Annotated in this window: 24 protein-coding genes and 1 tRNA gene; 5 read left to right on the forward strand and 20 right to left on the reverse strand. The window is 64.0% G+C overall.

Annotated elements, in window-relative coordinates; all coding sequences use genetic code 11:
- Nucleotides 1–64 precede the first annotated feature (64 nt).
- A complete protein-coding gene (locus GRI59_RS10760) occupies nucleotides 65–1,501 on the forward strand; it encodes an AMP nucleosidase (protein ID WP_160761163.1) in 1,437 nt (478 codons plus the stop codon).
- A gap of 51 nt (nucleotides 1,502–1,552) precedes the next feature.
- Here the strand turns inward: GRI59_RS10760 and GRI59_RS10765 are convergent, their stop codons facing one another.
- Nucleotides 1,553–2,041, reverse strand: a complete 489-nt coding sequence (locus GRI59_RS10765) for a hypothetical protein (RefSeq protein WP_160761164.1) — start codon at nucleotides 2,039–2,041, stop codon at nucleotides 1,553–1,555.
- Between the two features lie 184 nt (nucleotides 2,042–2,225).
- On the opposite strand from GRI59_RS10765, the gene GRI59_RS10770 reads away from it, so the two are divergent.
- On the forward strand, nucleotides 2,226–2,993 hold the full coding sequence (locus GRI59_RS10770) for an SDR family NAD(P)-dependent oxidoreductase (protein ID WP_160761165.1): 768 nt from the start codon (nucleotides 2,226–2,228) through the stop codon (nucleotides 2,991–2,993).
- Nucleotides 2,994–3,056: 63 nt separating this feature from the next.
- On the opposite strand, the gene GRI59_RS10775 is transcribed toward GRI59_RS10770, so the two are convergent.
- From GRI59_RS10775 to GRI59_RS10800, 6 genes are all read right to left on the reverse strand, one after another.
- Nucleotides 3,057–3,632 carry a histidine phosphatase family protein gene (locus GRI59_RS10775; protein WP_160761166.1) on the reverse strand — a complete coding sequence of 192 codons (576 nt, stop codon included), beginning with the start codon at nucleotides 3,630–3,632 and terminating at the stop codon, nucleotides 3,057–3,059.
- Between the two features lie 12 nt (nucleotides 3,633–3,644).
- A complete protein-coding gene (gene rimK, locus GRI59_RS10780) occupies nucleotides 3,645–4,550 on the reverse strand; it encodes a 30S ribosomal protein S6--L-glutamate ligase (protein WP_160761167.1) in 906 nt (301 codons plus the stop codon).
- Between the two features lie 24 nt (nucleotides 4,551–4,574).
- Nucleotides 4,575–5,009, reverse strand: coding sequence for an ATP-dependent zinc protease family protein (locus GRI59_RS10785; protein ID WP_160761168.1), 435 nt, complete (start codon nucleotides 5,007–5,009; stop codon nucleotides 4,575–4,577).
- A 17-nt stretch (nucleotides 5,010–5,026) separates the two neighbouring features.
- Nucleotides 5,027–6,046 (reverse strand): YVTN family beta-propeller repeat protein, encoded by a 1,020-nt coding sequence (locus tag GRI59_RS10790; RefSeq protein WP_160761632.1) that lies wholly within the window; start codon nucleotides 6,044–6,046, stop codon nucleotides 5,027–5,029.
- Nucleotides 6,046–7,896, reverse strand: a complete 1,851-nt coding sequence (locus GRI59_RS10795) for a M2 family metallopeptidase (RefSeq protein WP_160761169.1) — start codon at nucleotides 7,894–7,896, stop codon at nucleotides 6,046–6,048. The genes GRI59_RS10790 and GRI59_RS10795 overlap by 1 nt, the downstream gene beginning before the upstream one ends.
- A gap of 76 nt (nucleotides 7,897–7,972) precedes the next feature.
- On the reverse strand, nucleotides 7,973–8,734 hold the full coding sequence (locus tag GRI59_RS10800) for an alpha/beta fold hydrolase (protein ID WP_160761170.1): 762 nt from the start codon (nucleotides 8,732–8,734) through the stop codon (nucleotides 7,973–7,975).
- A gap of 80 nt (nucleotides 8,735–8,814) precedes the next feature.
- On the opposite strand from GRI59_RS10800, the gene GRI59_RS10805 reads away from it, so the two are divergent.
- Genes GRI59_RS10805 through GRI59_RS10815 form a run of 3 tightly spaced genes read left to right on the forward strand, consistent with a single transcriptional unit; the run spans nucleotide 8,815 to nucleotide 11,917 of the window.
- On the forward strand, nucleotides 8,815–9,258 hold the full coding sequence (locus GRI59_RS10805; RefSeq protein ID WP_160761171.1) for a MarR family winged helix-turn-helix transcriptional regulator: 444 nt from the start codon (nucleotides 8,815–8,817) through the stop codon (nucleotides 9,256–9,258).
- Nucleotides 9,251–10,327: an HlyD family secretion protein gene (locus GRI59_RS10810; protein WP_160761172.1), complete on the forward strand. Its 1,077-nt coding sequence runs from the start codon at nucleotides 9,251–9,253 to the stop codon at nucleotides 10,325–10,327. The genes GRI59_RS10805 and GRI59_RS10810 overlap by 8 nt, the downstream gene beginning before the upstream one ends.
- A 3-nt stretch (nucleotides 10,328–10,330) precedes the next feature.
- Nucleotides 10,331–11,917, forward strand: coding sequence for an MDR family MFS transporter (locus GRI59_RS10815; protein WP_160761173.1), 1,587 nt, complete (start codon nucleotides 10,331–10,333; stop codon nucleotides 11,915–11,917).
- A gap of 6 nt (nucleotides 11,918–11,923) precedes the next feature.
- On the opposite strand, the gene GRI59_RS10820 is transcribed toward GRI59_RS10815, so the two are convergent.
- The 13 genes from GRI59_RS10820 to GRI59_RS10880 all read right to left on the reverse strand — a co-directional run bounded on the left by GRI59_RS10820 (nucleotide 11,924) and on the right by GRI59_RS10880 (nucleotide 22,956).
- On the reverse strand, nucleotides 11,924–12,490 hold the full coding sequence (locus tag GRI59_RS10820) for an aspartate-semialdehyde dehydrogenase (protein ID WP_160761174.1): 567 nt from the start codon (nucleotides 12,488–12,490) through the stop codon (nucleotides 11,924–11,926).
- 5 nt (nucleotides 12,491–12,495) lie between these two features.
- Nucleotides 12,496–13,521 carry an aspartate-semialdehyde dehydrogenase gene (locus GRI59_RS10825; protein ID WP_160761175.1) on the reverse strand — a complete coding sequence of 342 codons (1,026 nt, stop codon included), beginning with the start codon at nucleotides 13,519–13,521 and terminating at the stop codon, nucleotides 12,496–12,498.
- 144 nt (nucleotides 13,522–13,665) lie between these two features.
- On the reverse strand, nucleotides 13,666–15,903 hold the full coding sequence (locus GRI59_RS10830) for a S9 family peptidase (RefSeq protein ID WP_160761176.1): 2,238 nt from the start codon (nucleotides 15,901–15,903) through the stop codon (nucleotides 13,666–13,668).
- 156 nt (nucleotides 15,904–16,059) lie between these two features.
- Nucleotides 16,060–16,428 carry a 50S ribosomal protein L19 gene (rplS, locus tag GRI59_RS10835; RefSeq protein WP_160761177.1) on the reverse strand — a complete coding sequence of 123 codons (369 nt, stop codon included), beginning with the start codon at nucleotides 16,426–16,428 and terminating at the stop codon, nucleotides 16,060–16,062.
- Entirely contained in the window at nucleotides 16,425–17,168 is a 744-nt protein-coding gene (trmD, locus tag GRI59_RS10840; RefSeq protein ID WP_160761178.1) for a tRNA (guanosine(37)-N1)-methyltransferase TrmD, read from the reverse strand. Before trmD ends, rplS begins: the two co-directional genes overlap by 4 nt.
- On the reverse strand, nucleotides 17,165–18,115 hold the full coding sequence (locus tag GRI59_RS10845; RefSeq protein ID WP_160761179.1) for a carbon-nitrogen hydrolase family protein: 951 nt from the start codon (nucleotides 18,113–18,115) through the stop codon (nucleotides 17,165–17,167). The genes trmD and GRI59_RS10845 overlap by 4 nt, the downstream gene beginning before the upstream one ends.
- A 124-nt stretch (nucleotides 18,116–18,239) precedes the next feature.
- Nucleotides 18,240–19,052 carry a TIGR04222 domain-containing membrane protein gene (locus tag GRI59_RS10850; protein ID WP_160761180.1) on the reverse strand — a complete coding sequence of 271 codons (813 nt, stop codon included), beginning with the start codon at nucleotides 19,050–19,052 and terminating at the stop codon, nucleotides 18,240–18,242.
- Entirely contained in the window at nucleotides 19,052–19,597 is a 546-nt protein-coding gene (locus GRI59_RS10855; RefSeq protein WP_160761181.1) for a glycine-rich domain-containing protein, read from the reverse strand. Before GRI59_RS10855 ends, GRI59_RS10850 begins: the two co-directional genes overlap by 1 nt.
- 4 nt (nucleotides 19,598–19,601) lie before the next feature.
- Nucleotides 19,602–20,102, reverse strand: coding sequence for a ribosome maturation factor RimM (gene rimM / locus GRI59_RS10860; RefSeq protein WP_160761182.1), 501 nt, complete (start codon nucleotides 20,100–20,102; stop codon nucleotides 19,602–19,604).
- A 6-nt stretch (nucleotides 20,103–20,108) separates the two neighbouring features.
- Nucleotides 20,109–20,633 (reverse strand): 30S ribosomal protein S16, encoded by a 525-nt coding sequence (gene rpsP / locus GRI59_RS10865; protein ID WP_160761183.1) that lies wholly within the window; start codon nucleotides 20,631–20,633, stop codon nucleotides 20,109–20,111.
- Between the two features lie 61 nt (nucleotides 20,634–20,694).
- Complete coding sequence (ffh, locus tag GRI59_RS10870; RefSeq protein WP_160761184.1) at nucleotides 20,695–22,173, reverse strand: signal recognition particle protein; 1,479 nt, start codon at nucleotides 22,171–22,173, stop codon at nucleotides 20,695–20,697.
- 131 nt (nucleotides 22,174–22,304) lie between these two features.
- Nucleotides 22,305–22,380, reverse strand: a tRNA-Ala gene (locus GRI59_RS10875).
- Between the two features lie 234 nt (nucleotides 22,381–22,614).
- Nucleotides 22,615–22,956 (reverse strand): TIGR02300 family protein, encoded by a 342-nt coding sequence (locus GRI59_RS10880; RefSeq protein WP_160761185.1) that lies wholly within the window; start codon nucleotides 22,954–22,956, stop codon nucleotides 22,615–22,617.
- Nucleotides 22,957–23,035: the final 79 nt, after the last annotated feature.

The raw sequence follows: 23,035 nt of genomic DNA on the forward strand, positions 1-23,035 counted from the left end.
AGACCATGTCTCAAGCAAAGGTTCTGTCGCACAACGATAACAAGAAAGGAGCAGAACAACTGCCATGATCGACATTCCGACCATCCTCACCCAGTTGCGGCAGCATTATGACGAGGCGGTGCGCTGCTTGCGCGATGATGTGATCGCTTTCGGGCGCGACGGCACCTTGCCGGCCCCGTCGAAGCGCACTGACGGCAGCTATGCCTATCCCCAGATCACCTTGCGCTATGCCGGGGTCGGCGCCCAATTCGATCGCAGCCGCGCGTTCGGGCGGTTGGAGATGCCGGGAACCTACTCCACAACCGTCACCCGGCCTGACCGCTTTGCCGAATACCTCACCGAACAGCTCCAGCTGATCGCAGCGGAATACGAGATCGACGTCACGGTCGAACGCTCGCGTCAGGAAATCCCCTTCCCCTATGTCCTCGATGGCGAGGCCGGTGCCGCAATGGTCGGCATCGCGGCGCAGGATATTGCCGCGTATTTCCCCTCGACCGATCTGGCTTTGATCGGCGACGAGCTGGCCGACGGGATTGAGTTCGATGGCGATCACGATATGCCGCTGTCGTTGTTCGATGGGCTGCGCACCGATTACTCACTGGCGCGGCTCAAGCATTATACGGGCAGCGAAGTCAGCGACTTTCAGGACTTCATCCTGTTCACCAACTATCACCGCTATGTCGATGAGTTCGTGAACTGGGGTGCGCAGCAGATCGGTCAGGACGGCTATGTTGCGCTCACCGGTGCGGCCGGGCTCGACATTCGTGTGGCAACCCCGCACGCGCAGGATCAACTCAACGATACCGCCTGGCGCAAGCACCAGATGCCCGCCTATCACCTGATCCGTGAAGACGGGCGCGGGATTACGCTGGTCAATATCGGCGTCGGCCCGTCCAACGCCAAGACGATCTGCGATCACCTCGCGGTGCTGCGTCCGCACGCATGGATGATGATCGGCCACTGCGGCGGGCTTCGCTCCACCCAGAAGATCGGCGATTTTGTGCTCGCCCATGCCTACCTGCGCGATGATCACGTGCTTGATCCGGTGCTCCCGCCCGAAGTACCGATCCCGCCGATTGCCGAAGTGCAGCAGGCTATGGCAGCGGCGGCCGAAAGCGTGGCGGGCGTGCAGGGTGCGAACCTGAAACAGCGGATGCGTACCGGCACGGTCGTCACCACCGACGACCGCAACTGGGAGCTGCGTTATTCGTCCTCGGCCAAGCGCTTCTCGCAAAGCCGCGCGATCGCGATCGACATGGAGAGCGCCACCATCGCCACCCAGGGCTACCGCTTCCGGGTGCCGTACGGGACGCTGCTATGCGTCTCGGACAAGCCGCTGCATGGCGAAATCAAGCTGCCGGGTCAGGCGAACAAATTCTACGAGGAAGCCATCGCGGCCCACTTGCAGATCGGCATTGTCGCCTGCGCCATGCTCCGCGACGAAGGCGACCGGCTGCACAGCCGCAAGCTGCGCGCCTTCAACGAACCGCCGTTCCGTTAAAAAGCACCGGGCCGCCGTTCCGCAAGGGAGCGGCGGCTCGCCAATACCCGCCTACAGTTCGTCCCCGCCGCCGGTCAGTTCGATTTCCTTGTTGTCGGCGGATTCGGCCGCAATCTTGGCCAGCGCGCCAAGCTCGGTCGAGGTCAGGCTTTCGGGCACCTTGATCACGAAATAGAGCACGTTGCCGCGAATTTCCCAGCTGCCGACCTTGTTGGTGCTCGAATCTTCCAAGAGCACGAGCGCCTTGCTACCGGTAACCTTATCTTCCTCAACCCGGGCTGCTGGCGCGAAGATTTCGCGGATAGTCAAGCCGCTTACAGTCTGCGTGGCGCCCGAGACGAACACGATCTGAGTGCGCCCCTCGTCGCTGTAATCGAACAACAGCTTGTAATCGCCGTCCTTGTCGACCTCGTATTTGAGGCCCTCCTTGTCGAGGCGCGTCGCCACGCTCCGGTCCTGTGCCGCAGCCGGAACCGCGGAAACGAGCGCGAGTCCAGTCAATGCCAAGGCCGACAATGACAGGCGGTAACGTGTGGTCATGCAATTTCTCTCCATCAGGCACACAGCGATCCGCATTCCATGATAGCGGGTTTGCGGCGGCAGGGCTTGGAACAATTCGTCAGTTGCGCGGCAAAATCGGCATTGCATGAAGGCGGATCGTCAAGGTGACTGGGCGGGAGGCTTCGGCTAGCCTTGGCCAAACCAAAACTTGCGGAGAGCCCCCATGTCTAGCCCCTGCCTGTCGCGATCAATTGCCGGGCGCGTTGCCATTATCACGGGCGCTGCCAGCGGTATGGGACGCGCGACGGCGCGGCTGTTCGCTGCCGAAGGCGCGCATGTGGCAGTGGTCGACCTCGACCTGGCTGCCTGCGCTGCTGTGGTGGGGGAGTGCGGGCCCGCCGCACGTCCCTATGCGCTTGATCTGGCGGATCGGGACGCCATCGTCCGCACTGTCGCGCAAATCGCGGCAGATTTTGGCCGGATCGACATTCTGGTGAACAATGCCGGCGTCTCGAGCTTTTGCGCGCTGGATGACCCCGCTTATGAGGACATCTGGGCGACCGCGCTGGCCGTGATGCTCACCGCGCATCAGCAGATGGTGCGCGCCGCGCTGCCGTGGCTCAGGCAGAGCGACGCAGCGCGGATTGTGAACATCGCCTCGACCGAAGGCCTTGGCGCGACCCCCGGCGATACGCCCTATGTCGCGGCCAAGACCGGTGTGATCGGACTGACGCGCGGGTTGGCAGTCGATCTTGGCCCGGAAGGCATCACGGTCAATTGCATCTGCCCCGGCCCGATCCGCACCGCGATGACCGATGCGGTGGCCGAGGAGCACAAGTTGATCTTCGCCAAGCGCCGCACCGCTCTCCGCCGCTATGGCGAGCCGGAGGAAGTCGCGCATATGACGCTGTCACTGGTGCTTCCGGCGGCAAGCTACATCACCGGAGTCGCAATCCCGGTCGACGGCGGACTGATGGCGCGCAACGCGTAGCTCCCGGGTGGCTTTCCTTCCAGCTAGCGATCCAGGCCAAGCATCTTATACGTGAGCAAACCGCTAGCCGACATGAATCGCATCGATCCTTTGGTCGCGAAGATGCCAAATGACATTTTGCGGGACCGGCAGGGCCAACGCCTCGGCCATCGACAGATTGGCATAGATCCCTCGGATAATCCGACCAATCAAGCCGTGCGAAACGATCACGGCAATGCCTTCTATCTCATCCAGAAGCGATTTCGTGCGTGCCCGAGCAGCCTCAAAAATTTCGCCATCGGGAGACCTGAAGAACCAATCAAATGGGGTCGAGCCGTCTAACAATCCCGGCCACTGATGGTCAATGTCGACCATCGTCAGGCCATCCCATGAACCCAAGGATACTTCCGCAAGCCTTGCATCAAACTCGACACTCGGAAGCTCGGCACCGGCAGCTATCGCGTATGCAGTCTCTCGCGTTCGCCCCAGAGGGCTCGACAGAAAGCGATCGGGCCTCACGCCGATGTGCGCAATTGCTCTCCCACAGGCCATTGCCTGCGCGAAGCCCTTGTCCGTCAATGGTGAGTCGAGTCGGCCCTGAAAGCGTCCAGCGGCATTCCACTCGGTTTCACCGTGGCGAATGAGGTAAATCTCAGTCAAAACGACCCCGCTTTACCCCCGCCCCTTGGTCTTCGTCGCCCCGCCTTTGGCATTAGCGGCGATGAAATCGATGATCTGGCCGGCGATGTCTTTGCCCGTCGCGCTTTCGATCCCTTCGAGACCAGGGGAGGAATTGACCTCCATGATCACCGGGCCGTGATTGCTGCGGAGCATATCGACCCCGCAGACGTTCAGGCCCATGCGCTTGGCCGCGCGCACAGCGGTCGAGCGTTCCTCGGGGGTGATCTTGATGACCTGAGCGCTGCCGCCGCGGTGGAGGTTCGAGCGGAATTCGTCGGGCGCACCGGTGCGCTTCATCGCGGCGACCACCTTGCCGCCCACCACCAGCGCGCGGATGTCGGTGCCGCCGGCTTCCTTGATGAATTCCTGCACGAGGATGTTCACGTTGGCCCCGCGGAACGCCTCGATCACCGACTTGGCGCTGCTCATCGTCTCGGCCAGCACCACGCCGATGCCCTGCGTCCCCTCGATCAGCTTGATCACCACCGGCGGGCCATTGACGGCCTTGATGATCTCCTCGGCCTGCTTGGGATCATTGGCATAGGCGGTGAGCGGCAGGCCCAGGCCATGCTTGGCGAGGATCTGCAAGCTGCGAAGCTTGTCGCGGCTGCGGCCAATCGCCACGCTTTCATTCAGCGACCAGATGCCGCGCATCTCAAACTGGCGCAGGATCGCGAGGCCGTAGTTCGTGATCGAGGCGCCGATGCGCGGGATGACCGCGTCATAGGCGGCGATCGGCGCGCCGTTGTAATAGACCTCGGGCCGGTGGCTGGCGATGTGCACCGTGCAGCGCAGGGTGTTGAGAATGTCGAGCGTATGGCCGCGCGCCTCGGCGGCCTGCTTGAGCCGCTGGTGCGAATAGAGGTTGGCGTTGCGCGCCAGCATCGCGATTTTCATGAAGTACCTTTCGTGTCCGGCGACTTAGCGGCGGATGCGCCCCATATGCGCTATCGCAGGTGATTGCAGCCACGAATGACCACTATCCACCACCATCCGCCGCCGGAGCGCGGTGCGCCCGATCAGCATCGGGAATTGCATCTGGGAACGGTCTGCCAGGCTGATCTCCGCCCGGAAGGTAAGATTACCGATGGTCAGCGGCGACTTTATGACAAAGCGGGTCTGCTGATCGCCATTGCTGCTGGTGATCCCGCGCACGTCGACATGCACCGCCTCGCAGAAATGCCGCGTTCCGTCCCAGTCGACGGCAAAGCGCACGAACCGCTCGCCATCCCTCACGAAGTCTTCGAGCACCTGACCGTGGAGCGAAGAGGTGCGCGCGCCGGTGTCAATCTTGGCGGGAATACCCGCAAGCCCAAGCTCGGGCAGGCTGACAAGTTCACGCCAGCCGACAACCATCAGAGGCTTGGGAACCCTCAAGGCAGGATCGCCATCCCGTCCCCGCCCTCGCCCACTTTCAAGCGACGCAGGACTTTGCCGCTGGCGTAATCAACCTCGGCGACAGTGTCGCTGGCCGTCTCGGCAACGTAGACTTTGGAGCCGTCGTCGGACCACAGGATTGTCACCTGAAAACGTTGCTGCGCTTCAGCGGGGCTGGAAACGGGAATCGTGCGGATCACCTTTGCAGTCGCCGTATCGATGACGCTGAGGCTGCCGTCTTGAAGATCGGAGGTCACCGCGACATCGCCTTGCGGACGAACCGCGATACGCAGCGGGAAGCGGCCGGTCGCAACAGTCTTGCGCACCTCCATCGTCAGCGGGTCGAGCGCGAAGGCCTGATTGGAACCGCGTGCCGACACCCAGAGGGTTTTGCCATCGGGGCTGAGCGCGATGCCCTCCGGCTCCTCACCGACCGTGACTGAAATCGGCGCGCGGCGGGTGAAGAGATCGACCCGTGTGACCGTGCGCGAGCCGAGGTCGGTGGTCCACGCCGTGCGCGCATCTGGGCTGATGGCGAGCATATGGCTGCCCTGCTTGCCGGTCGAGAATTCAAACAGAACCGTGGCCCCGGTCAGCGGGCCGAGAATGTGGAACACCGATTGTCGGCCTTCAGCTGTGACGAAGATGTTGCCGTTGTCATGCCAGACGATCCCGTGCGGCCGCGCATTGTCACCGAGGTCGATGCTCTTGACCCGTTCAAGCGTGTCGGTGCGGAACACGTCCACGCTTGTCCCGCCATAGCAGGCGAGCGCGACGTGCTGGCCATCCGGCGACGTCGCGAGTTCGTGGGGGTTGGTGCAGCTTGGCAGGCGCAGCACTTCTTCGCCGGTCGCCAGATCGACCTTGGACAGCGTGTTGCCGCGCTTGGCCGCGACGAACAGGGTGGGCGGCATCGCAGCCGCCGCCCCAGCCTGTTCAACCTCGGCAACCGGCGCACAGCCGGCGAGCGCCAAAAGCGCCACCGCCCCAGCGAGTGATCCGCCCCCGCGCCGCATCACCAGCCGGCCTTCTCGCCTTTGTTCTGCTTTTCCAGCCATTTCATCAGCGGCGCGAAATACTCGACCATCGCGGTGCCGTTCATCTGGCGTTCGCCGGTGAAGGCTTCGAGCGCGTCTGGCCAAGGCTTGGACGCACCCATCTCCAGCATCGCGTTCAGCTTCGCGCCGACCTCCTTGTTGCCGTAGATCGAGCAGCGGTGAAGCGGCCCCTTCCACCCGGCGGTATCGCAGGCGGCCTTGTAGAACTGGAACTGGAGCAACCGCGCCAGGAAGTAGCGGGTGTAGGAGACGTTACCCGGAATGTGATACTTCGCGCCCGCATCAAACCCGGCCGCATCGCGCTCGACCGGCGGGACAACGCCCTGGTATTCGCGCCGCAGATCGTTCCAGCCAGTGTTGGTCGCCGCTTCCGGAATCGAGCCGTCGAACAGCCCCCAGCGGTAGCGATCAAGCAGCAGGCCGAAGGGCAGGAACGCGACCTTGTCCATCGCCTGACGCAGCAACAGGCCGATGTCCTTGTCCGCGCTCGGGACATCCTTGGGATCGAGCATGTCGATCTGCACCAGATATTCGGGCGTGATCGAAAGCGCGATCATATCGCCGATCGCTTCGTGGAACCCGTCATTAGCGCCGTTCAGGTGCAGCGTGTCCTGCTTGTTATAGGCGCGCTGGTAGTAGTTGTGGCCAAGCTCGTGGTGGATCGTGATGAAGTCATCCGCGTTGGGCTTGATGCACATCTTGATGCGCAGATCATCGACATTGTCGATATCCCAAGCCGAAGCGTGGCACACCACTTCGCGGTCAGCGGGCTTGGTGAACTGGCTGCGCTCCCAGAAGGTGGCAGGTAGCGGGGCAAAGCCCAGCGAGGAGAAGAACTGCTCGCCCACCTTCGTCATCCCGACAGCATCGAGGTTCTTCTTGGCGATCAGATCGGTCAGGTCATAGCCGATGTCGCCCGCACCCGCGGGCGCGACGAGGGGGTAGATATTGCCCCATTCCTGCGCCCACATATTGCCGAGCAGGTCAGCGCGGATCGGGCCAGTGCGCGGCTGGACGGCGTCGCCGTATTGCTCGTTGAGCTTGCGGCGCACATAGGTGTGGAGTGCGATGTAGAGGGGCTTCACCTCCTGCCACATCCGCTCGGTCTCGGCGGCGAACTGTTCGGGCGGCATGTCATAGCCCGAACGCCACATCGCGCCGAAATCGGCAAAGCCCAGCTCCTTGGCGCCTTCGTTGGCGAGCGCGGTCATGCGGGAATAATCCTCCCGCATCGGCGCACCGACATTGTCGTGCCAGCTAGCCCACATTTCCTTCAGTTCTGCGGGCGTGCGCTCGAGATTGCCCATCTCGGCCTCGATGTCGCTACCGTTGATCGGCTGGCCATTCAGCGTGCCCTTGCCGCGCCCATAGGCTGAGCCAAGACGGGTGGCGATGGCGTTGAGTTCCTCGGCCGCGCCGGGACGTGACGGTGCTGGCAGGGCGATGCCAATGCGCAGCATATCGAGCTTGCGCCGGGTTTCTTCATCAAGGCCTTCGATCTTCGCATAGCGCGCTGCCTCGGTCGCATAGCCGACCTGCTTCACCGTCAGCTCCGCGCCATACTTGGCGGCGAGCTCGTCGCTATCGTGGGTGAGATAGGTCGCGTTGATCCACGAGACGCGCGAATATTCGACGATGAAGGCGCCGAATTCGGACTCGACCTTGGCGATCCACGCGCTGGCATCGGCAGGCGTGAGCGCTTGAGCAGCAGCAGCAGGTTCGGCGGTCTCCTGCGCGGCCAAGGGCGTGGCAACGGCAATGGCGAGCGCAGCGCAGCAGCAGCGCAGCAGGGGGGCGGCAATTTTCATGGTCCAGATTCCCGTCAGTCGTGTGACAATGGCATGCGGTTTGGACGCCCCGGCAGCCGGAATCAACCCGCCTGCGTCAGGCCGCAAGGAAGCGCGCAAGCGCCTCGCCAAGGTCAGGCTTGGTCACGCTGTTGAGGTGGGTGCCGGGCACCTCGATATAGCGTGCATCAGACAACAGCGCGGCAAGCTCCTCGGCCGAGCCATTGTCCTGATCCTCATCGCCGCAGATGACAGCGGTCGGCATGGTAATGGCGGCAAGGCGGGCAAGATCGAAATCGTCCATTGCATCCAGCAGCAGCCGCGCGGCGACCCGGTCGACGCCTTGGGACTTCAGGAACGTGCGCGCGGTGTAGGCCGGATCGCCGGGCTTGATCGTGTCGAACTCGTCAATCACCCGCTTGAAGTGGTCCGCGCGCCGCTCCCAATCGGACAGGCCTGCCACCCCCATTCCGCAAATCGCCAGACGGCGCGGTTCGAGGATGCCGTAACCGACCGCGTGGATTGCGGTGCGCGCGCCGAGCGAAAAGCCGACCAGATCGAACCCGCCCGGCTCCAGCCCGAGATGCTCGGCCAATGCGGCGACATCGCGCACGAGCACGCCGGGAGGATAGGCGCTCGCCTCGCGCGGGGCCTCGCTTTGGCCGTGGACGCGGAAATCAAGCATGATCGCCTTGAAGCCGGCCGCAGCGAGCCGCGCGCCATGGCCCCACTTGATCCAGTTCATCTGGGCCGAGGAAAATAGCCCGTGAAGCAGCAGGACCGGGCGCCCCTCACCCTCGGTGTGGATCGCAAGGCGGGTGCCGTCAAAGCTGGCGAACTGGTCAGTCGTGATCGTCATGCCGCGCCTGCTAGCGCGGTTCAGCGCAGGGGGCCAGCCGGTGCTTGAAGATAGTAAGCACACTTATTATAAGTGCACGCATGAGTATCGAGACCGGCTACCGACTCGCCGACAATTCGCGCCAACTGCGCCGCCTGTTTGACGAGCGGGTGCGCGGGCTGGGCATTACCGGCCCTCAGGCGCGGTTGCTGCTCTCGCTCGAACGCAATCCGGGCGAGAATCAGGCCTTCTATGCCGAGCGGCTGGAGATCGAGCCGATCACCCTCACCCGCATTGTTGACCGGCTGGAAGAGGCGGGCTGGATCGAACGCCGCAGCGATCCGGCAGACCGGCGTGCGCGCATCCTTCATCTCACTGACAAGAGCCGCGGGATCGTGACTCGGCTGCGGGTCAGCGTAGAAGGGCTGTTCGAGGAAATGCTCGCCGGGTTCGATGCGGGCGAACGAGCGGTGTTTGCCGATCTTCTCGAGCGGATCGCCACCAACCTTGCCGCCGCGCGTCAACCGGAGGTCGCCCATGGCTGAAGCCGATCCCGCCATCGCGCGCGACAGCGTAAACGAGGCTCCCGCAGCCCCTACCCCAACCCGTAAGCCATGGGCCCGCTGGGCACTGATGCTGGTGGTGCCACTGGCGCTAGCCGTAGGCGCGCTACTCTACTGGCAGAGCCTTTCGGGCAAGGTCTCGACCGACAATGCCTATATCAAGCAAGACATGGTCGCGGTCAGCGCCGAAGTCGGCGGGCGGATTGTCGAGGCGATGGTGACAGACGGTGCCGTGGTCAAGCCGGGCGAACTCCTGTTCCGGATCGACCCCGAACCCTTCCGCTTGCAGATCGCCGAAGCCAATGCCGCCATCGCCGGTGCTCAGGCGAATGTGATCGCGCTCAGCAACGCGCCCGAACTCACCGGCACAGACATAGAAGCGGCGCGCAGCGATGTCGCCTTTGCCGAAGCGCGGTTCGAACGGGTCGCGGCGCTCAGGCAGAAGGGCTTCTCGACCAAGGCCGATTACGAGGCGGCAGAGCAAGCAGTGGTGCAGGCGCGCGAGGCGGTGCGGCAGGCTGAGGACCGCCAGCGTGAAGCCCGCGCGCGGCTCGCCACCGGAGCGGCCGTGCCCGGCGTCAACCCGCAGGTTGCCGCAGCCGAGGCCCGCCGTGCCAATGCCGAGCTCGCCCTGCGCCGCACCGAAGTGCGCAGCCCTGCCGCAGGGCGCATCGCGCAGGCCGACCGCTTGCAAGTCGGCCAGCAGGTCGTTCCCAACCTGCCCGTGCTGACGCTGGTGCGGGAGGGATCGACCTATGTCGAAGCCAATTTCAAGGAGACCGATCTGGCTGACATGGCGGTCGGCCAGCGCGCCGAGGTGCGTTTCGATGCCTATCCCGATCTGGTGCTCAAAGGCCGCGTGGCTGCGATTGGCGCGGGAACGGGCGCCGAATTCTCCGTGCTCCCGGCCCAGAATGCGACCGGCAATTGGGTGAAGGTGACGCAGCGCGTGCCGGTACGGATCGCGCTGGAAGGCACCAGCCCGCGCCGCCTGATCGCCGGGCTTTCGAGCGAAGTCACCGTGTTCACCGACACAAGCGCTCGAAACTGAGCCATGGCAAGCCGGGCCGAGCCTGCCGCTGGCATCGGCCAAGACCGACCAAGCGCCCCGCTGGACGCGCCCGAGGTGGAAACGGGCAACTACCCGCTGATGATCGTCGGGGTCATGGCGGCATCGCTGCTCCAGATCCTCGACACCACGATCGCCAATGTTGCCCTGCCGCATATGCAAAGCTCATTGGGGGCGACGGTCGACACCATCACTTGGGTGCTGACGAGTTACATCATCGCCTCGGCCGTCGCCCTGCCGATCACCGGCTGGCTGGCGGACCGGATCGGGGCGCGGCGATTGTTCATCGGCTCGGTCGCGGGGTTTATCCTCGCATCAATGCTATGCGGGCTGGCGCAGAACCTTGAGGAGATGGTCGCCTTCCGCGCGCTGCAAGGCATGGCGGGGGCCTTCATCGCACCCTTGAGCCAGTCCTTCATGCTCGATGCCACGCGCCCCAGTCGCCACCCGCAGATCATGGCGATCTGGGGCATGGGGATCATGATCGGCCCGATCCTCGGGCCCATCCTCGGCGGCTGGCTGACCGAGACCGCGAACTGGCGCTGGGTGTTCTTTGTCAACCTGCCGGTCGGCATCGCCTCATTGGCAATCCTGATCGCCTACCTGCCCAAACGCCCGCAGCGCGAGCGGCGCTTCGACATCACCGGGTTCCTGCTGCTCGCCGTGGCGCTTGCTTCATTCCAGCTCTTGCTTGATCGCGGCGCGCAGGAAGACTGGCTCGCGTCGGCGGAGATCTGGACCTACCTCGTCCTCACTCTGTCAGCGACGTGGATGGTGGTGATCCACTTCGCCAAGGCACCAGGCCCGATGTTCGAACGCAAGCTGTTCGCCGACCGCAATTTCGCGATTGCGCTATCGTTCATGGTGGTAATCGGGATCGTGATGTTCGCAGTCATGGCGCTGCTGCCGCCGATGCTGCAAAACCTGTTCGGCTATGGCGTGATCGACACAGGGATCGTGCTGATGCCGCGCGGGGTGGGCATTCTTGTCTCGATGCAACTCTCCGGCCTGATGATGCGCCGGGGGATCGACGCGCGGCCCGTGGTGGCGAGCGGATTCCTGATCTGCGCTTTCTCGCTGTGGCAAATGGCGCATTGGTCGCTTGAGGTGGACGAGGCGCATGTGATCATCAGCGGGTTGCTGCAAGGCCTTGGCATGGGGCTGGTGTTCATCCCCTTGCAGGTGAGCGCCTTTGCCACGCTCAGCCCGGCGATGCGGACGGACGGATCGAGCCTGCTCAACCTGTTCCGCTCCTTGGGCGCATCGGCGGGGATCGCGTGGATGACGGTGCTCCTCGCCCGCAATATCCAGACCAGCCACGAGGACCTCGGCCAGCATGTGACGGCAGCGACGGGGAGCGTCGTGGATTTCTCGACCATCGACCGGTTCCAGGCGATGGGCGATACGGCGATCACGCTGATTGATGCCGAGGTGAATCGGCAGGCGGCGATGATTGCCTATGTCGATGATTTCTGGCTGATGATGTGGATCACGCTGGCCGCCGCGCCGCTTGCCTTCCTGATGCGCGGGAACAAGGGGCGCGCCGCTGGGCCGATAGCCTTGTCCGAATAGGGCGCTCTAGCGGAAGAAGCACTGCGTCCCGGCATAGAGCATCTCGACAACACCGCCCTTGATGAAGCCGCCGATGTTGCTGCCAAGGGCGAATTCCTCGCCCAAGGTGCTGCCCTCAACCTTGTTGAACCCGGGCGCGGCCTCGATCAACGCGCGGGCCGAGCCGAGCTGCACCTTGCCCGGCAGCTTGACCGTGCCGGTCGCCGGCGCATCGCCGTCCTGCGGCGCGTGCCAATTCCAACCGACCAGACGGCCTTGCTGGAAATGCGCGGTCAAGCCGCCCGCAAAGTCGGTGAAGGTGATCGGCCCTGCCCCGCATTCGGCATTCTCGCCCGAACGCAGCGGCTTGCCGAGCGCCGCGGCGAGCGCGGTTTCGGCCTCTTGCTGACCGGCAGCGAAGTAGAACGCCTCTGCACCGGCCGACAGCCCGTCACCGCGCAATTCGACCGCGTTGGCCTCAACCGGAGCCGGCGCTGCCTCGCCCTGCTGACGTTCAGCCGGGCTCGGCACATCGCCGCTGTCGCAGCCTGCCAGAGCGAGCGCGCCAGCCAGCGCGAGGAAAGAAGCCCGCATCGGCCTTACCCCTTCTTCAAATGCCGCCGTCCGAGCAGCTCGGCGATCTGCACGGCATTGAGAGCCGCGCCCTTGCGCAGGTTATCCGACACGCACCACAGGGTGATGCCGTTCTCAACCGTCGGGTCTTCGCGCACGCGGCTGATGAAGGTTGCTGCATCGCCGACACATTCGACAGGGGTGATGTAGCCGCCATCCTCGCGCTTATCGATCAGCATCACACCGGGGGCTTCGCGCAGGATGTCCATGGCTTGCTCGGCCGAGATTTCGTTCTCGAATTCGATATTCACCGCTTCCGAGTGGCCGACAAACACGGGCACGCGCACGCAGGTGGCGTTCAGCTTGATCTTGGGGTCGAGGATCTTCTTGGTCTCGACCACCATCTTCCATTCTTCCTTGGTCGAACCGTCGTCGAGGAAGCTGTCGATGTGCGGTATGACGTTGAAGGCGATCTGCTTGGTGAACTTGGACGGCTCGACCGGATCGCCCACGAAGATCGCGCGCGACTGCTGGAACAGCTCGTCCATGCCCGCCTTGCCGGCACCCGAGACCGATTGATAGGTCGAGACGACGACGCGCTTGATCGTGGCGAAATCGTGGAGCGGCTTCAGCGCCACCACCAGCTGCGCGGTCGAGCAGTTGGGGTTGGCGATGATGTTGCGCGCAGTATAGCCGTCGATCGCGTCGGGGTTCACTTCCGGCACCACCAGCGGCACATCGGGGTCCATGCGGTAGAGCGAGGAATTGTCGATCACAATGCAGCCAGCCGCCGCCGCCTTGGGGGCATATTCTTTGGCCGGGCCGGAGCCTGCGGCGAACAGAGCGATGTCCCAGCCGGCGAAGTCGAAATGCTCGATATTCCTGCACTTGAGCATCTTGCCGGTGTCACCGAATTCGACCTCGGTGCCGACCGACCGCGACGAGGCAACCGCTGCGACTTCGTCACACGGAAACTCACGCTCAGCGAGAACCATCATCATCTCGCGCCCGACATTGCCGGTCGCGCCGACCACTGCCACCCGGTAACCCATACCAACTCCTGACGATCAACTCGGCCTTCCCGTCACCCTGAACTTGTTTCAGGGTCCATCGCGCCTCACGTGCGGACGCTCTATGGTGCGGGATGGATGCTGAAACAAGTTCAGCATGACGAATAGCTATGTTTTGCGCGAAACCTATTCCGGCGGTGTCACCCCGTGCGCCGCAAGAAAGCGCATGATCGCGTTCCAGACATGCGGGCCGATCTTTTCGCCCGATACGCGGTGGGTGTAGCCGGGGTAAAGCATCATCTCGAACGGCGTGTTGCTTTCCTGGAGCACGCTGATGAGTTCCGACGAGTTTTCGAACACCACATTGTCGTCCGCCATGCCGTGGATCAGCAGCAGCGGATCGCTGATCTTGGTCGCATCGGGGATGGCGCTGGCCTTTTCATAGGCTTCGGGCACCTCGCGGGGATCGCCCATGTAGCGCTCGGTGTAGTGCGTATCGTAGAGTTCCCACCGCGTCACAGGCGCGCCGGAAATGCCCGCCGCGTAGAGGCCCGGATCGGCCTCAAGCTGCTTCAGCGTCATATAGCCACCAAAAGACCAGCCATAGATCGCGACCTTGGCCGGATCGACGAAATCGAGGCTTTTGAGGAACTGCGCCCCCGTCTTCTGGTCGCGCACCTCGGCCCCGCCCATCGCGCGGTAGAGCGGCTGTTCGAAATCGACGCCCCGGTTGGCCGAGCCGCGATTGTCGAGCTGGAAAAAGATATAGCCCTTGTCGACGATCGACTGTGCGAGTGCCCCGCCCCAGCCCTTCGTCACCGTCTGCGGCCCCGGCCCGCCGTAGTGCTGGAAGAACACGGGGTAGCGCTTGCCCGGCTCCATTGTCGGCTTGAGCATCATCCAATGCAGCGGCGTGCCGTCCTCTGCCGCGATCGTACCGAATTCGGGCGTCACATGGCTGACAAGGTAGGGCGCGTAGGGGTGCGCCCCTTCGACCCGGTTCTCCTCGATCCAGGCGACCTGCTTGCCGTCCGGCGTCGCCAGATAGGACTGCGGCGGCTGGTTCGGGTTCGAGCGGGTGACATAGAGCAGCTTACCCGCCCCATCCATGCTCGCGCTATTGGTGAAGGCGGGATCGGTCAGCAGCTGGGCACCGCCCTGCCCGCCAAGCGGCGCGCGGTAAATCTGCTGGGTCAGAACGTCAGTGGTTGCCTGATAGGTGAAGGTGCCTGCCGCCTCGTCCACGCCGACCAGCGCGGTGATCGGCTCAAGCCCGCTGGTGATCTGCAACCAGCTTTGCCCGTCGAAGCGGTAGAAATGACCGTAGCCGTCCCGCTCGGACCACCAAAACAGGCTGCCATCCTTGAGGAAGCGGTAGTTGTCGCTGAGGTTAACCCAGTAATCGGGCCGCGCGGCGGTTTCGGTGAACCAGATCGTGCTCGCCCCGGTGGCCGGATCGACCTTCAGCATATCGATCCTCGTCTGCGCACGGTCCTGCCGCTGGACATAGATCGCGCTGCCATCCGGCGCCCAGTCGACGCGGGCAACGTAGATGTCGAGATCGAGCCCGAGATCGACCTTCACCTGCCCGGACCCATCGGGGTTCATCACGAACAGCTCAACCACCGCATTGTCGGTGCCCGCTGCCGGGTAGCGCTGATCGAACACCTTGGTGCCCTTCGCGCCGATCGCCGCGCGGGTGACGATGCCGACGCTGGCTTCATCGGTGCGCTGCACGACGATCCGGCTGTCATCCGGGCTCCACCAATAGCCCTGAAGCCGCGCCATTTCCTCCTGCGCGACGAATTCGGCTTCGCCCCAGCGGATGGTTTCGCCTTCCTGCGGGGTGATAGAGGTGACCTCGCCGCCCACCGGGCCGACCCATAGCCGCCGGTCGCGCACGAAGCTGACGTAAGCGCCCTTGCTTGACAGCTTGGGATTGAGTTCGGTGCCCTCGGTATCGGTCAGCCTGGTGATGGTGCCATCAAGCTTGGCGAGGAACAGGTCGCCATCCAGCGGCACCAGCACGCCGCTGCCATCGCTGGCCCATTGGTAGGCGATGATCCCCTTGAGGCTGCCGACGCGGGCACGCTCGCGCTGCATCTTCTCGTCTTCGGAGAGTTCACGCCCGCTGCCGAGCTTCTCCGAATCCACCAGCATCCGCCATTCGCGGGTCTCAATGTCATAGCCCCACAGGTCATACCGCTCGCGGTCGTCAGCGCGATTGCGCAGCAGCGTGAGGTAGCGGCCATCGGGCGAAAGTTTCACCTGCCGCGGCGCGGGGCCATCGAGACCGGGCGAGGCGAAGACGCGTTCGAAGCTGAGGGTGGGTGCCTGCTCAGGCATCACCACGTCCTGCGCAAAGGACGGCGAGGCCAGGCAGGTTGAAAAACACAGAGCAACCGCAGCAATAACCGAACGCATTCAAAGCTCACCTCGTCATGGCTAACCGCGCAGGTTGCGGCGCTGTTTGCTCCTCGCAACGACGAAGGCGAATGGCAAGGGTTGAACTGGGGGAGCACAAACGAAAAGGGCGGCCCGTTACCGGACCGCCCTTTGATAATTGCTGGCGATGAAGCCTTACGCCTTGGGGGCGTTCATCTTGCGCTCGACGATACGTGCGCTCTTGCCGGTGCGGCCGCGCAGGTAATAGAGCTTGGCGCGACGCACCACGCCGCGGCGGACCACGGTGATGCTCTCGACGATCGGCGAGTAGAGCGGGAAAACGCGCTCGACGCCTTCGCCGAAGCTCATCTTGCGCACGGTGAAGTTGCTGCCCATGCCGCGGTTCGAACGGGCGATCACGACGCCTTCGTAGTTCTGAACACGCTCACGGTTGCCTTCCTTCACCTTCACGCCGACGCGGACGGTGTCGCCCGCGCGGAATTCGGGGATGTCCTTGCCGGACTTGGCGATTTCTTCGGCTTCAATCTGCTGGATCAGGTTCACTGGTCCGGTTCCTTGTCTTTTCGCCGCGCGCCAGAGGCAGGTTGGACCCGAGCACCCTCATAGCGCTCCCACAAGTCCGGCCTGCGTGACCGTGTGTCTTCCTCGCTCCTTGCCTTACGCCAAGCAGCGATTTTCGCATGATCCCCCGATCGCAGCACTTCGGGGATCGTGCGCCCTTCCCATTCCTGAGGTCGGGTATAGTGCGGGTATTCAAGGAGGCTTTGTTCAAAGCTCTCCTCATCCCCGCTGGAAGCCGCGCCCATTACGCCGGGAAGCAGCCGAATGCAAGCGTCAAGGATGGTCAGCGCGGCCATCTCGCCGCCGCTGAGAACGATGTCGGCGAGGGAGACTTGTTCGATCTCCGGACGGGCCTCGAACAGGCGTTCGTCGAAGCCTTCAAAGCGCCCGCACAGGATGATGACGCCGGGGCCGCTGGCGAGTTCGCGGATGCGCGCTTGGGTGATGGGTTTTCCGCGCGGAGTCATGGCGAGGATGGGGCGGCCGGCAACAGGAGCGCTGTCCAAAGCCCGCGCCAGCACGTCGCACTTCAAGACCATCCCTGCCCCGCCTCCTGCGGGCGTATCATCGACGGTCCGGTGCCTGTCCTCGGCAAAGTCGCGGATCTGCACCGTCTCGCACGCCCACCTGCCCTCAGCCATAGCGCGGCCCGCGAGCGACACGCCGAGCGGCCCGGGGAACATCTCGGGATAGAGCGTGAGGATGGTGGCGGCAAAGGTCATTTCCAGGCCACCCCGTCCTTCGCTCGCGTATCAACGGTCAGCTCAAACACATCCGGCCGGGCGTAGTGTCCGTCCGTATCGAGATTCGCCAATCCTGCCGTGACTTCGCCAAGATCGAGTTCCGCCAGCAACGTCTCCTCACCCTCGCCCGCCTGCGCGATTACGCGGGTGTCGGGCGCGGCGATCAGGGAGCCGCCGCGGTTGAGCACTTCGCCGGGGATCGCCTCCAGCAACTCGCGTGCGGCGGCATCACCGCCCACCCGCTCCAGCCCATCCAGCAGATCATCCTTCACCTGCACCAGCCCCGCCGCCAGCACGAAGCACCGCCCCTCCATCGCATAGTGCCGTGAGGCGATCTGGTGGCTCTCGCGCACAGTCGGCCAAGCGGCGATGTGCACATCCTCGCCCAGATTGTGCATTGCCGCGCGGGCGAGCGGCATCCAGTGCTCCCAGCAGATCAGCGAACCAAGGCGGCCCCACTCTGCTTCATGTACGCCCAGCGTCGTACCATCGCCACGCGCCCAGATCAGACGCTCGCCGTGGGTCGGCACCAGCTTGCGGTGATCGAGCACCGGCAGGCCCGGACGGAAGGTCATCTGGTTATTCACAAGGCTCCGCCGCACCCGTTCGTGCGCGCCGATGCTGATGATCGCACCGCTCGCGTCGGCGAGCTCCTGCAACGGGAGCAACCGCTCGTCATTGGCGACCACCGCTTGTTCGAGCATGATCGCGTGGAGCGCCTTGGTGCCGGGGTGATCCCACAGGGCCGCGCCGGGTGCCTCGTCGAGCCACAGCGGGTAACCGCCGAGGAAAGTCTCGCCAAAAGCGACCACTTGCGCGCCGCCGTCAACGGCCTCGCGCGCCAGACGTAGCGCCTTGTCGATCCCGGCCTGAAAATCGAGCGGGATCGGCGCGGCTTGCACAACAGCGACAGAAAGCTTCGTCATGGCGTGCGCTTAGAGCAACGTGCGCGATTTGGGAATCACGCAAGCTGCTCTAACCGTTTATTGTCGCATCGCTAGAAGCCGAAAACCGGTTCCCACTTTTCGGCGCGATGCTTCGGGGGGGAAATCAGCCCCCGCAACCGCCGCAGCCACCGCCGCCGCAGCCGCCATCGCTGCTGCCATCGGCCCCGCCGCCGTCACCATCCCTCTGGCGCATCGCGTGAACCGGCTCCCATGGCGTGCCGACCAGAACGCCGGTCCCGAACAATGCCACCGCCATCGCCGCCTCGTCAGGGCGCGGTGCGCGGGCAAAGCGGCCGTTGCGCGCCCGCATCTGCTGCACGATTGCCACGCCCGCCGCCGTGCGCGGATCGCTCTTGGCGAAGCGGATCACCGCCAGTGCGACGGTCAGTCCCAGCAGCACAATCAAAAACCCGGTCGGCTCGTCCAGCGCGCTCCCGGCCCGCTGGCGATAGAGCCCAAGCGCGAACAGCGCGGCAAAGGGCGCGACCGAAAGCAAGCGCAAGCGGCTGTGCTCTTCAGGGCGCAGCAGCAGGCCTGCGCGGCGCAGGCGGGCCGCGACCCGGTCGGCATGAATGTGGATTGCGCGGCGTGCTTCATTGAGCGTCACCGGAGCATCAATGGCCAGCAGCGCCTTGCCGCCCGGACTGACGGGGAGATCGCGCGCGGCCACGTGAAGCTTGCCCTTGTCGGCCGGAACCAGCGCGCCGCGCACGTATAGATCGGCAATCAGCGAATCGGCCATGCGTTCGCGGCCACCTGCCAGCAATGCGATGCTCTCAAGATCATTGGATTCGCCCTGCCGCCCCGGCTCGCGCAGATGCGCCGGCAGCCACCATGCAGCGAAGGTCGCAAGACCAAGCAACATCGTGTAAAACAGCAAGAAATCGCTGCCCGTCCAGGACGAGAACAGCTGCATTATAACATCCTTCCCGCGATCAAGCCTGCCAGAAAGACAATCAGACTCAGCGCCAGAGCGACCCGGCGTTTGAGAATAATATCATCGAACACGTTAACGCGAACACCTTTGGGATCGACGGAAAACCGCCTGTTGGCCGCTGGCCAGATGTCGGCAGGCGGCGGGGCGCCAAAGGCGGCCTCGTAGGCGGCGAGCGTATCGGCATATTGGCGGTAGAACCGCGTCCGCTCGATCTCGCCGCCCTGCGTGGGCCCGTGGTGCAGGGGTGACGCCAGCACGGCGGGGCAGAACACCTCCCAATAGTCGCGGCTGTAGGTGAGGTGGAGATGCCAGGCCTGGTCCACCGCGTCAGACGGCGTGACTTCGTGCCCGGCGGTCACCGCGAGATAGCAGAAGCACTTATACTCATCGATCACGCGGCGGGCGTGTGGCTCGCTCCAGCGGTTTTCCCGAGCGAGACGGGCGGCGAAAGTGAGAGATGCGTCCGCAGGGCCGATCCGGTGGTCGGCGATACGCTGCCAGAGGGCGTCGTCAGGCGGGCTCACACCGTCAATCTTCGGCGAAAGCGGCTCCGATCACAAGCCTTGTCTGATCCCATTCGATTACAGCGGTGGGAATCATCGGCACCATGAAAGTCTTCGGCCCCTTTTCGGGGACGGGGGCGCGGGTGATTTCGATGATGTCGGTCGCGCCGAAATTTTCGATCGCAAGCACACTGCCGACGCTCTCTCCGGTGTCGGTGACAACCGGCAATCCGAGCAGGTCGGCGTGGTAGAACTCGCCCTCCGCCAAGGGCGGCAAGGCGTCGCGGGGGACGGTCAGCGCGGTGCCGCGCAGCTTTTCAGCATCCCCGCGCGAGGTGCTTTCGGCCAGCCGCGCAATCGCGCCGCCTTTCCCGTCATCCCGCACCTTGATAAGGGTGAGCGCCCCGTCATTGAAGCTTTTGTGGCTGGAGAGCGTCTGAGCGCCCTCCCCGAACAGCTTCAGACGCACCTCGCCCGCCACCCCATGCGCGCCGATGATGGCGGCGAGGGTGACGGGCTTGGTCATATCAGCTTAGCCTTCGGCCTGTTCTTCGGTCGCTGCTTCTTCAGCAGCCGGGGCTTCCTCAGCAGCAGCTTCTTCAGCGGCAGGCGCTTCTTCGGCGGTGGCTTCTTCAGCAGGCGCTTCTTCGGCAACCGGAGCCGGGGCAGCAGCAGCGGCCTTGGCTTCTTCTTCAGCGGCGCGGGCAGCTTCTTCAGCTTCGGCGATCTTGGCGGCACGCTCTTCAGCGCGCTCCTTGGCCTTTTCGCCGGGCTCACCCTTCTTGGGGTTCACGCGCGCCGCACGCTCAAGGATGCCAGCGGCATCGAGGAAGCGGGCAACACGGTCGGTCGGCTGCGCGCCAACGCCGAGCCAGTAACGGGCGCGGTCTTCGGTGATCTTCACGCGCTCGCCCGAATCCTTGGCGAGCAGCGGGTTATAGGTGCCGATCTGCTCAAGATACTTGCCGTCGCGCGGGCTGCGGCTGTTGGCGACGACGATGCGGTAATAGGGACGCTTCTTGGCACCGCCGCGCGAGAGCCGGATGGAAATGGACATGGAATGCTACCTTTCGATTGGAATTGGATTTGATTTTTGAACTTAAATACTTGAACTGAAACTACTTCTTGCCGCGCGGAGGGCCGCCAAGGCCGGGCAATCCGCCCATGCCGCCCATTCCTCCGGGGCCGCCGAGACCGGGAAGACCGCCTGCGCCGCCCCCCATCCCGGGCATCCCGCCCATCGGACCGCCAGCACCGCCGCCGCCGAACATCGCGGCCAGCCCCTTGAGGCCGCCCATCTTCTTGATCTGCTTCATCGCGCGGGCCATTTCCTGGTGCATCTTCAGCACCTTGTTGACCGTCTGCACGTCGGTGCCGCTACCTGCTGCCACGCGCTTCTTGCGCTTGGCGTTCATCAGATCGGGATTGGCGCGTTCCTTGGCGGTCATCGATCCGATGATCGCTTCCATGTGGACGAGCACCTTGTCGTCCATCCCGGAATTGGCCATCGCCGCCTTGGCCTTCTTCATGCCCGGCATCATGCCAGCGAGCATCCCGAGGCCGCCCATGTTGCGCATCTGCTTGAGCTGCATGGCGAGATCGTCGAGATCGAACTTGCCCTTCTCGAGGTTGCGCGCGAGCTTTTCGGCGTCCTCTTCCTTGATGGCCGCCGCCGCCCGCTCAACCAGGCTGACAACGTCGCCCATGCCGAGGATACGGTCAGCGACAGAGCCGGGGCGGAAGGGCTCAATCGCGTCGAGCTTTTCGCCGGTGCCGGCAAACTTGATCGGCTTGCCGGTGACCGCCCGCATGGAAAGCGCTGCGCCGCCGCGCGCATCGCCGTCCATGCGGGTCAGCACCACGCCGGTCAGCGGCACTTCATTGGTGAAGTTCTGCGCGACGTTGACCGCGTCCTGACCCGTCAGTGAGTCGACAACCAGCAGCACTTCATTAGGCGACGACACGCCAGCGACAGCCTTCATCTCGGCCATCAGCGCATCATCAACGTGCAGGCGGCCCGCAGTGTCGAGCAACAGGACGTCAAAATTCTGGAGCCGCGCCGATTCCATCGCGCGCCGGGCAATGTCGACCGGCTGTTGGCCGACGACGATCGGCAGCGTCGCCACATCGACCTGCGTGCCGAGGATTGCCAGCTGTTCCTGCGCGGCCGGACGGTTGACGTCGAGCGACGCCATCAACGCCTTCTTGCCGTGGCGTTCGCGGATCAGCTTGGCGAGCTTGGCGGTGGTGGTGGTCTTGCCCGAGCCTTGCAGGCCGACCATCATGATCACGACCGGCGGCTTGGCGTCGAAGCGTAGGCCTTCGACCTCCATGCCGCCCAATGTCTCGACCAGTTCGTCATGGACGATCTTGATGACCTGCTGGCCCGGCGTGACCGAGCGGAGCACGTCCTGGCCCACGGCCTTTTCGGTGACGGCATCGATAAAGCGGCGGGCAACGGGGAGCGCGACGTCGGCTTCGAGCAGCGCGATCCGCACTTCGCGCATGGCATCGCGCACGTCCTGCTCACGCAGCGCGCCGCGGCCTCTGAGCTTGTCAAAGACCCCGCCAAGACGGTCAGACAGCGTGTCGAACATCGCCAACTTCTCCACCCGGACACCGCAGCGCCCGAAAAATGCGAAAAACGCCGGCGGACGAAACCTCGTCGGCCAGCGTTGCGAAATTGCGCCCATAGTGGGCTACATATTCCGACTTTGATCAGGATGACTGGTGGAGCCTAGCGGGATCGAACCGCTGACCTCAACACTGCCAGTGTTGCGCTCTCCCAGCTGAGCTAAGGCCCCGAGCCAGTCATCATGCTAGCAAGGCAAAGTGCCCTGCTTGCGGGAGGCGGCCATTAGTGGGGCCGCCTCACCTTGGCAAGCGTATTTTGAATGATCCGGCGCGATAATCGCCAAATCGGTGTTTGGTCTGTCAAACGGTTGCGCAGCAACCGCAAGGCCGACCGGCCGCCCGCAGCGATGCGACCGCGAGGTCGCATGAGCGAGGATTTCGCACCCCGGACGGGGTGCGGACCATCAATTCTCGTGATCTTCGTCGTCACCCGAAGTGGCAACGCCCAGATCGTCGTCGCCGCCGAGGTCGACATCATTGTCGGGCGAATCGCCGTCCTCGTCGATGTCCTCGATGTCTTCCAGATCATCGATATCGTCATCGCCGCCGAGATCGGCGTCAGCATCGACATCCTTCTTCTTTTCGACTTCCTCGAAGGGAATCGGCTGCTTCGACTTGAGCACCGGCTCCGGCGACCATGTCTCACCGCATTCGATGCAGGTGACCGGGTCTTCCTTGCCGAGATCGTAGAAGCGCTCCGCGCACTTGGGGCAGGTACGCTTGGTACCCCATTCGGGCTTTGCCATCTGTATTCCTCAAACTGGCCGCCCCCAAACCAGGGCGGGCGAAGCGCAGGTGCGAATTCGCGGGATTGCACGAGAATTG

Origin of the sequence: Erythrobacter ramosus (genome assembly GCF_009828055.1) — a bacterium.
GTDB classification, from domain to species: Bacteria; Pseudomonadota; Alphaproteobacteria; order Sphingomonadales; family Sphingomonadaceae; genus Erythrobacter; species Erythrobacter ramosus.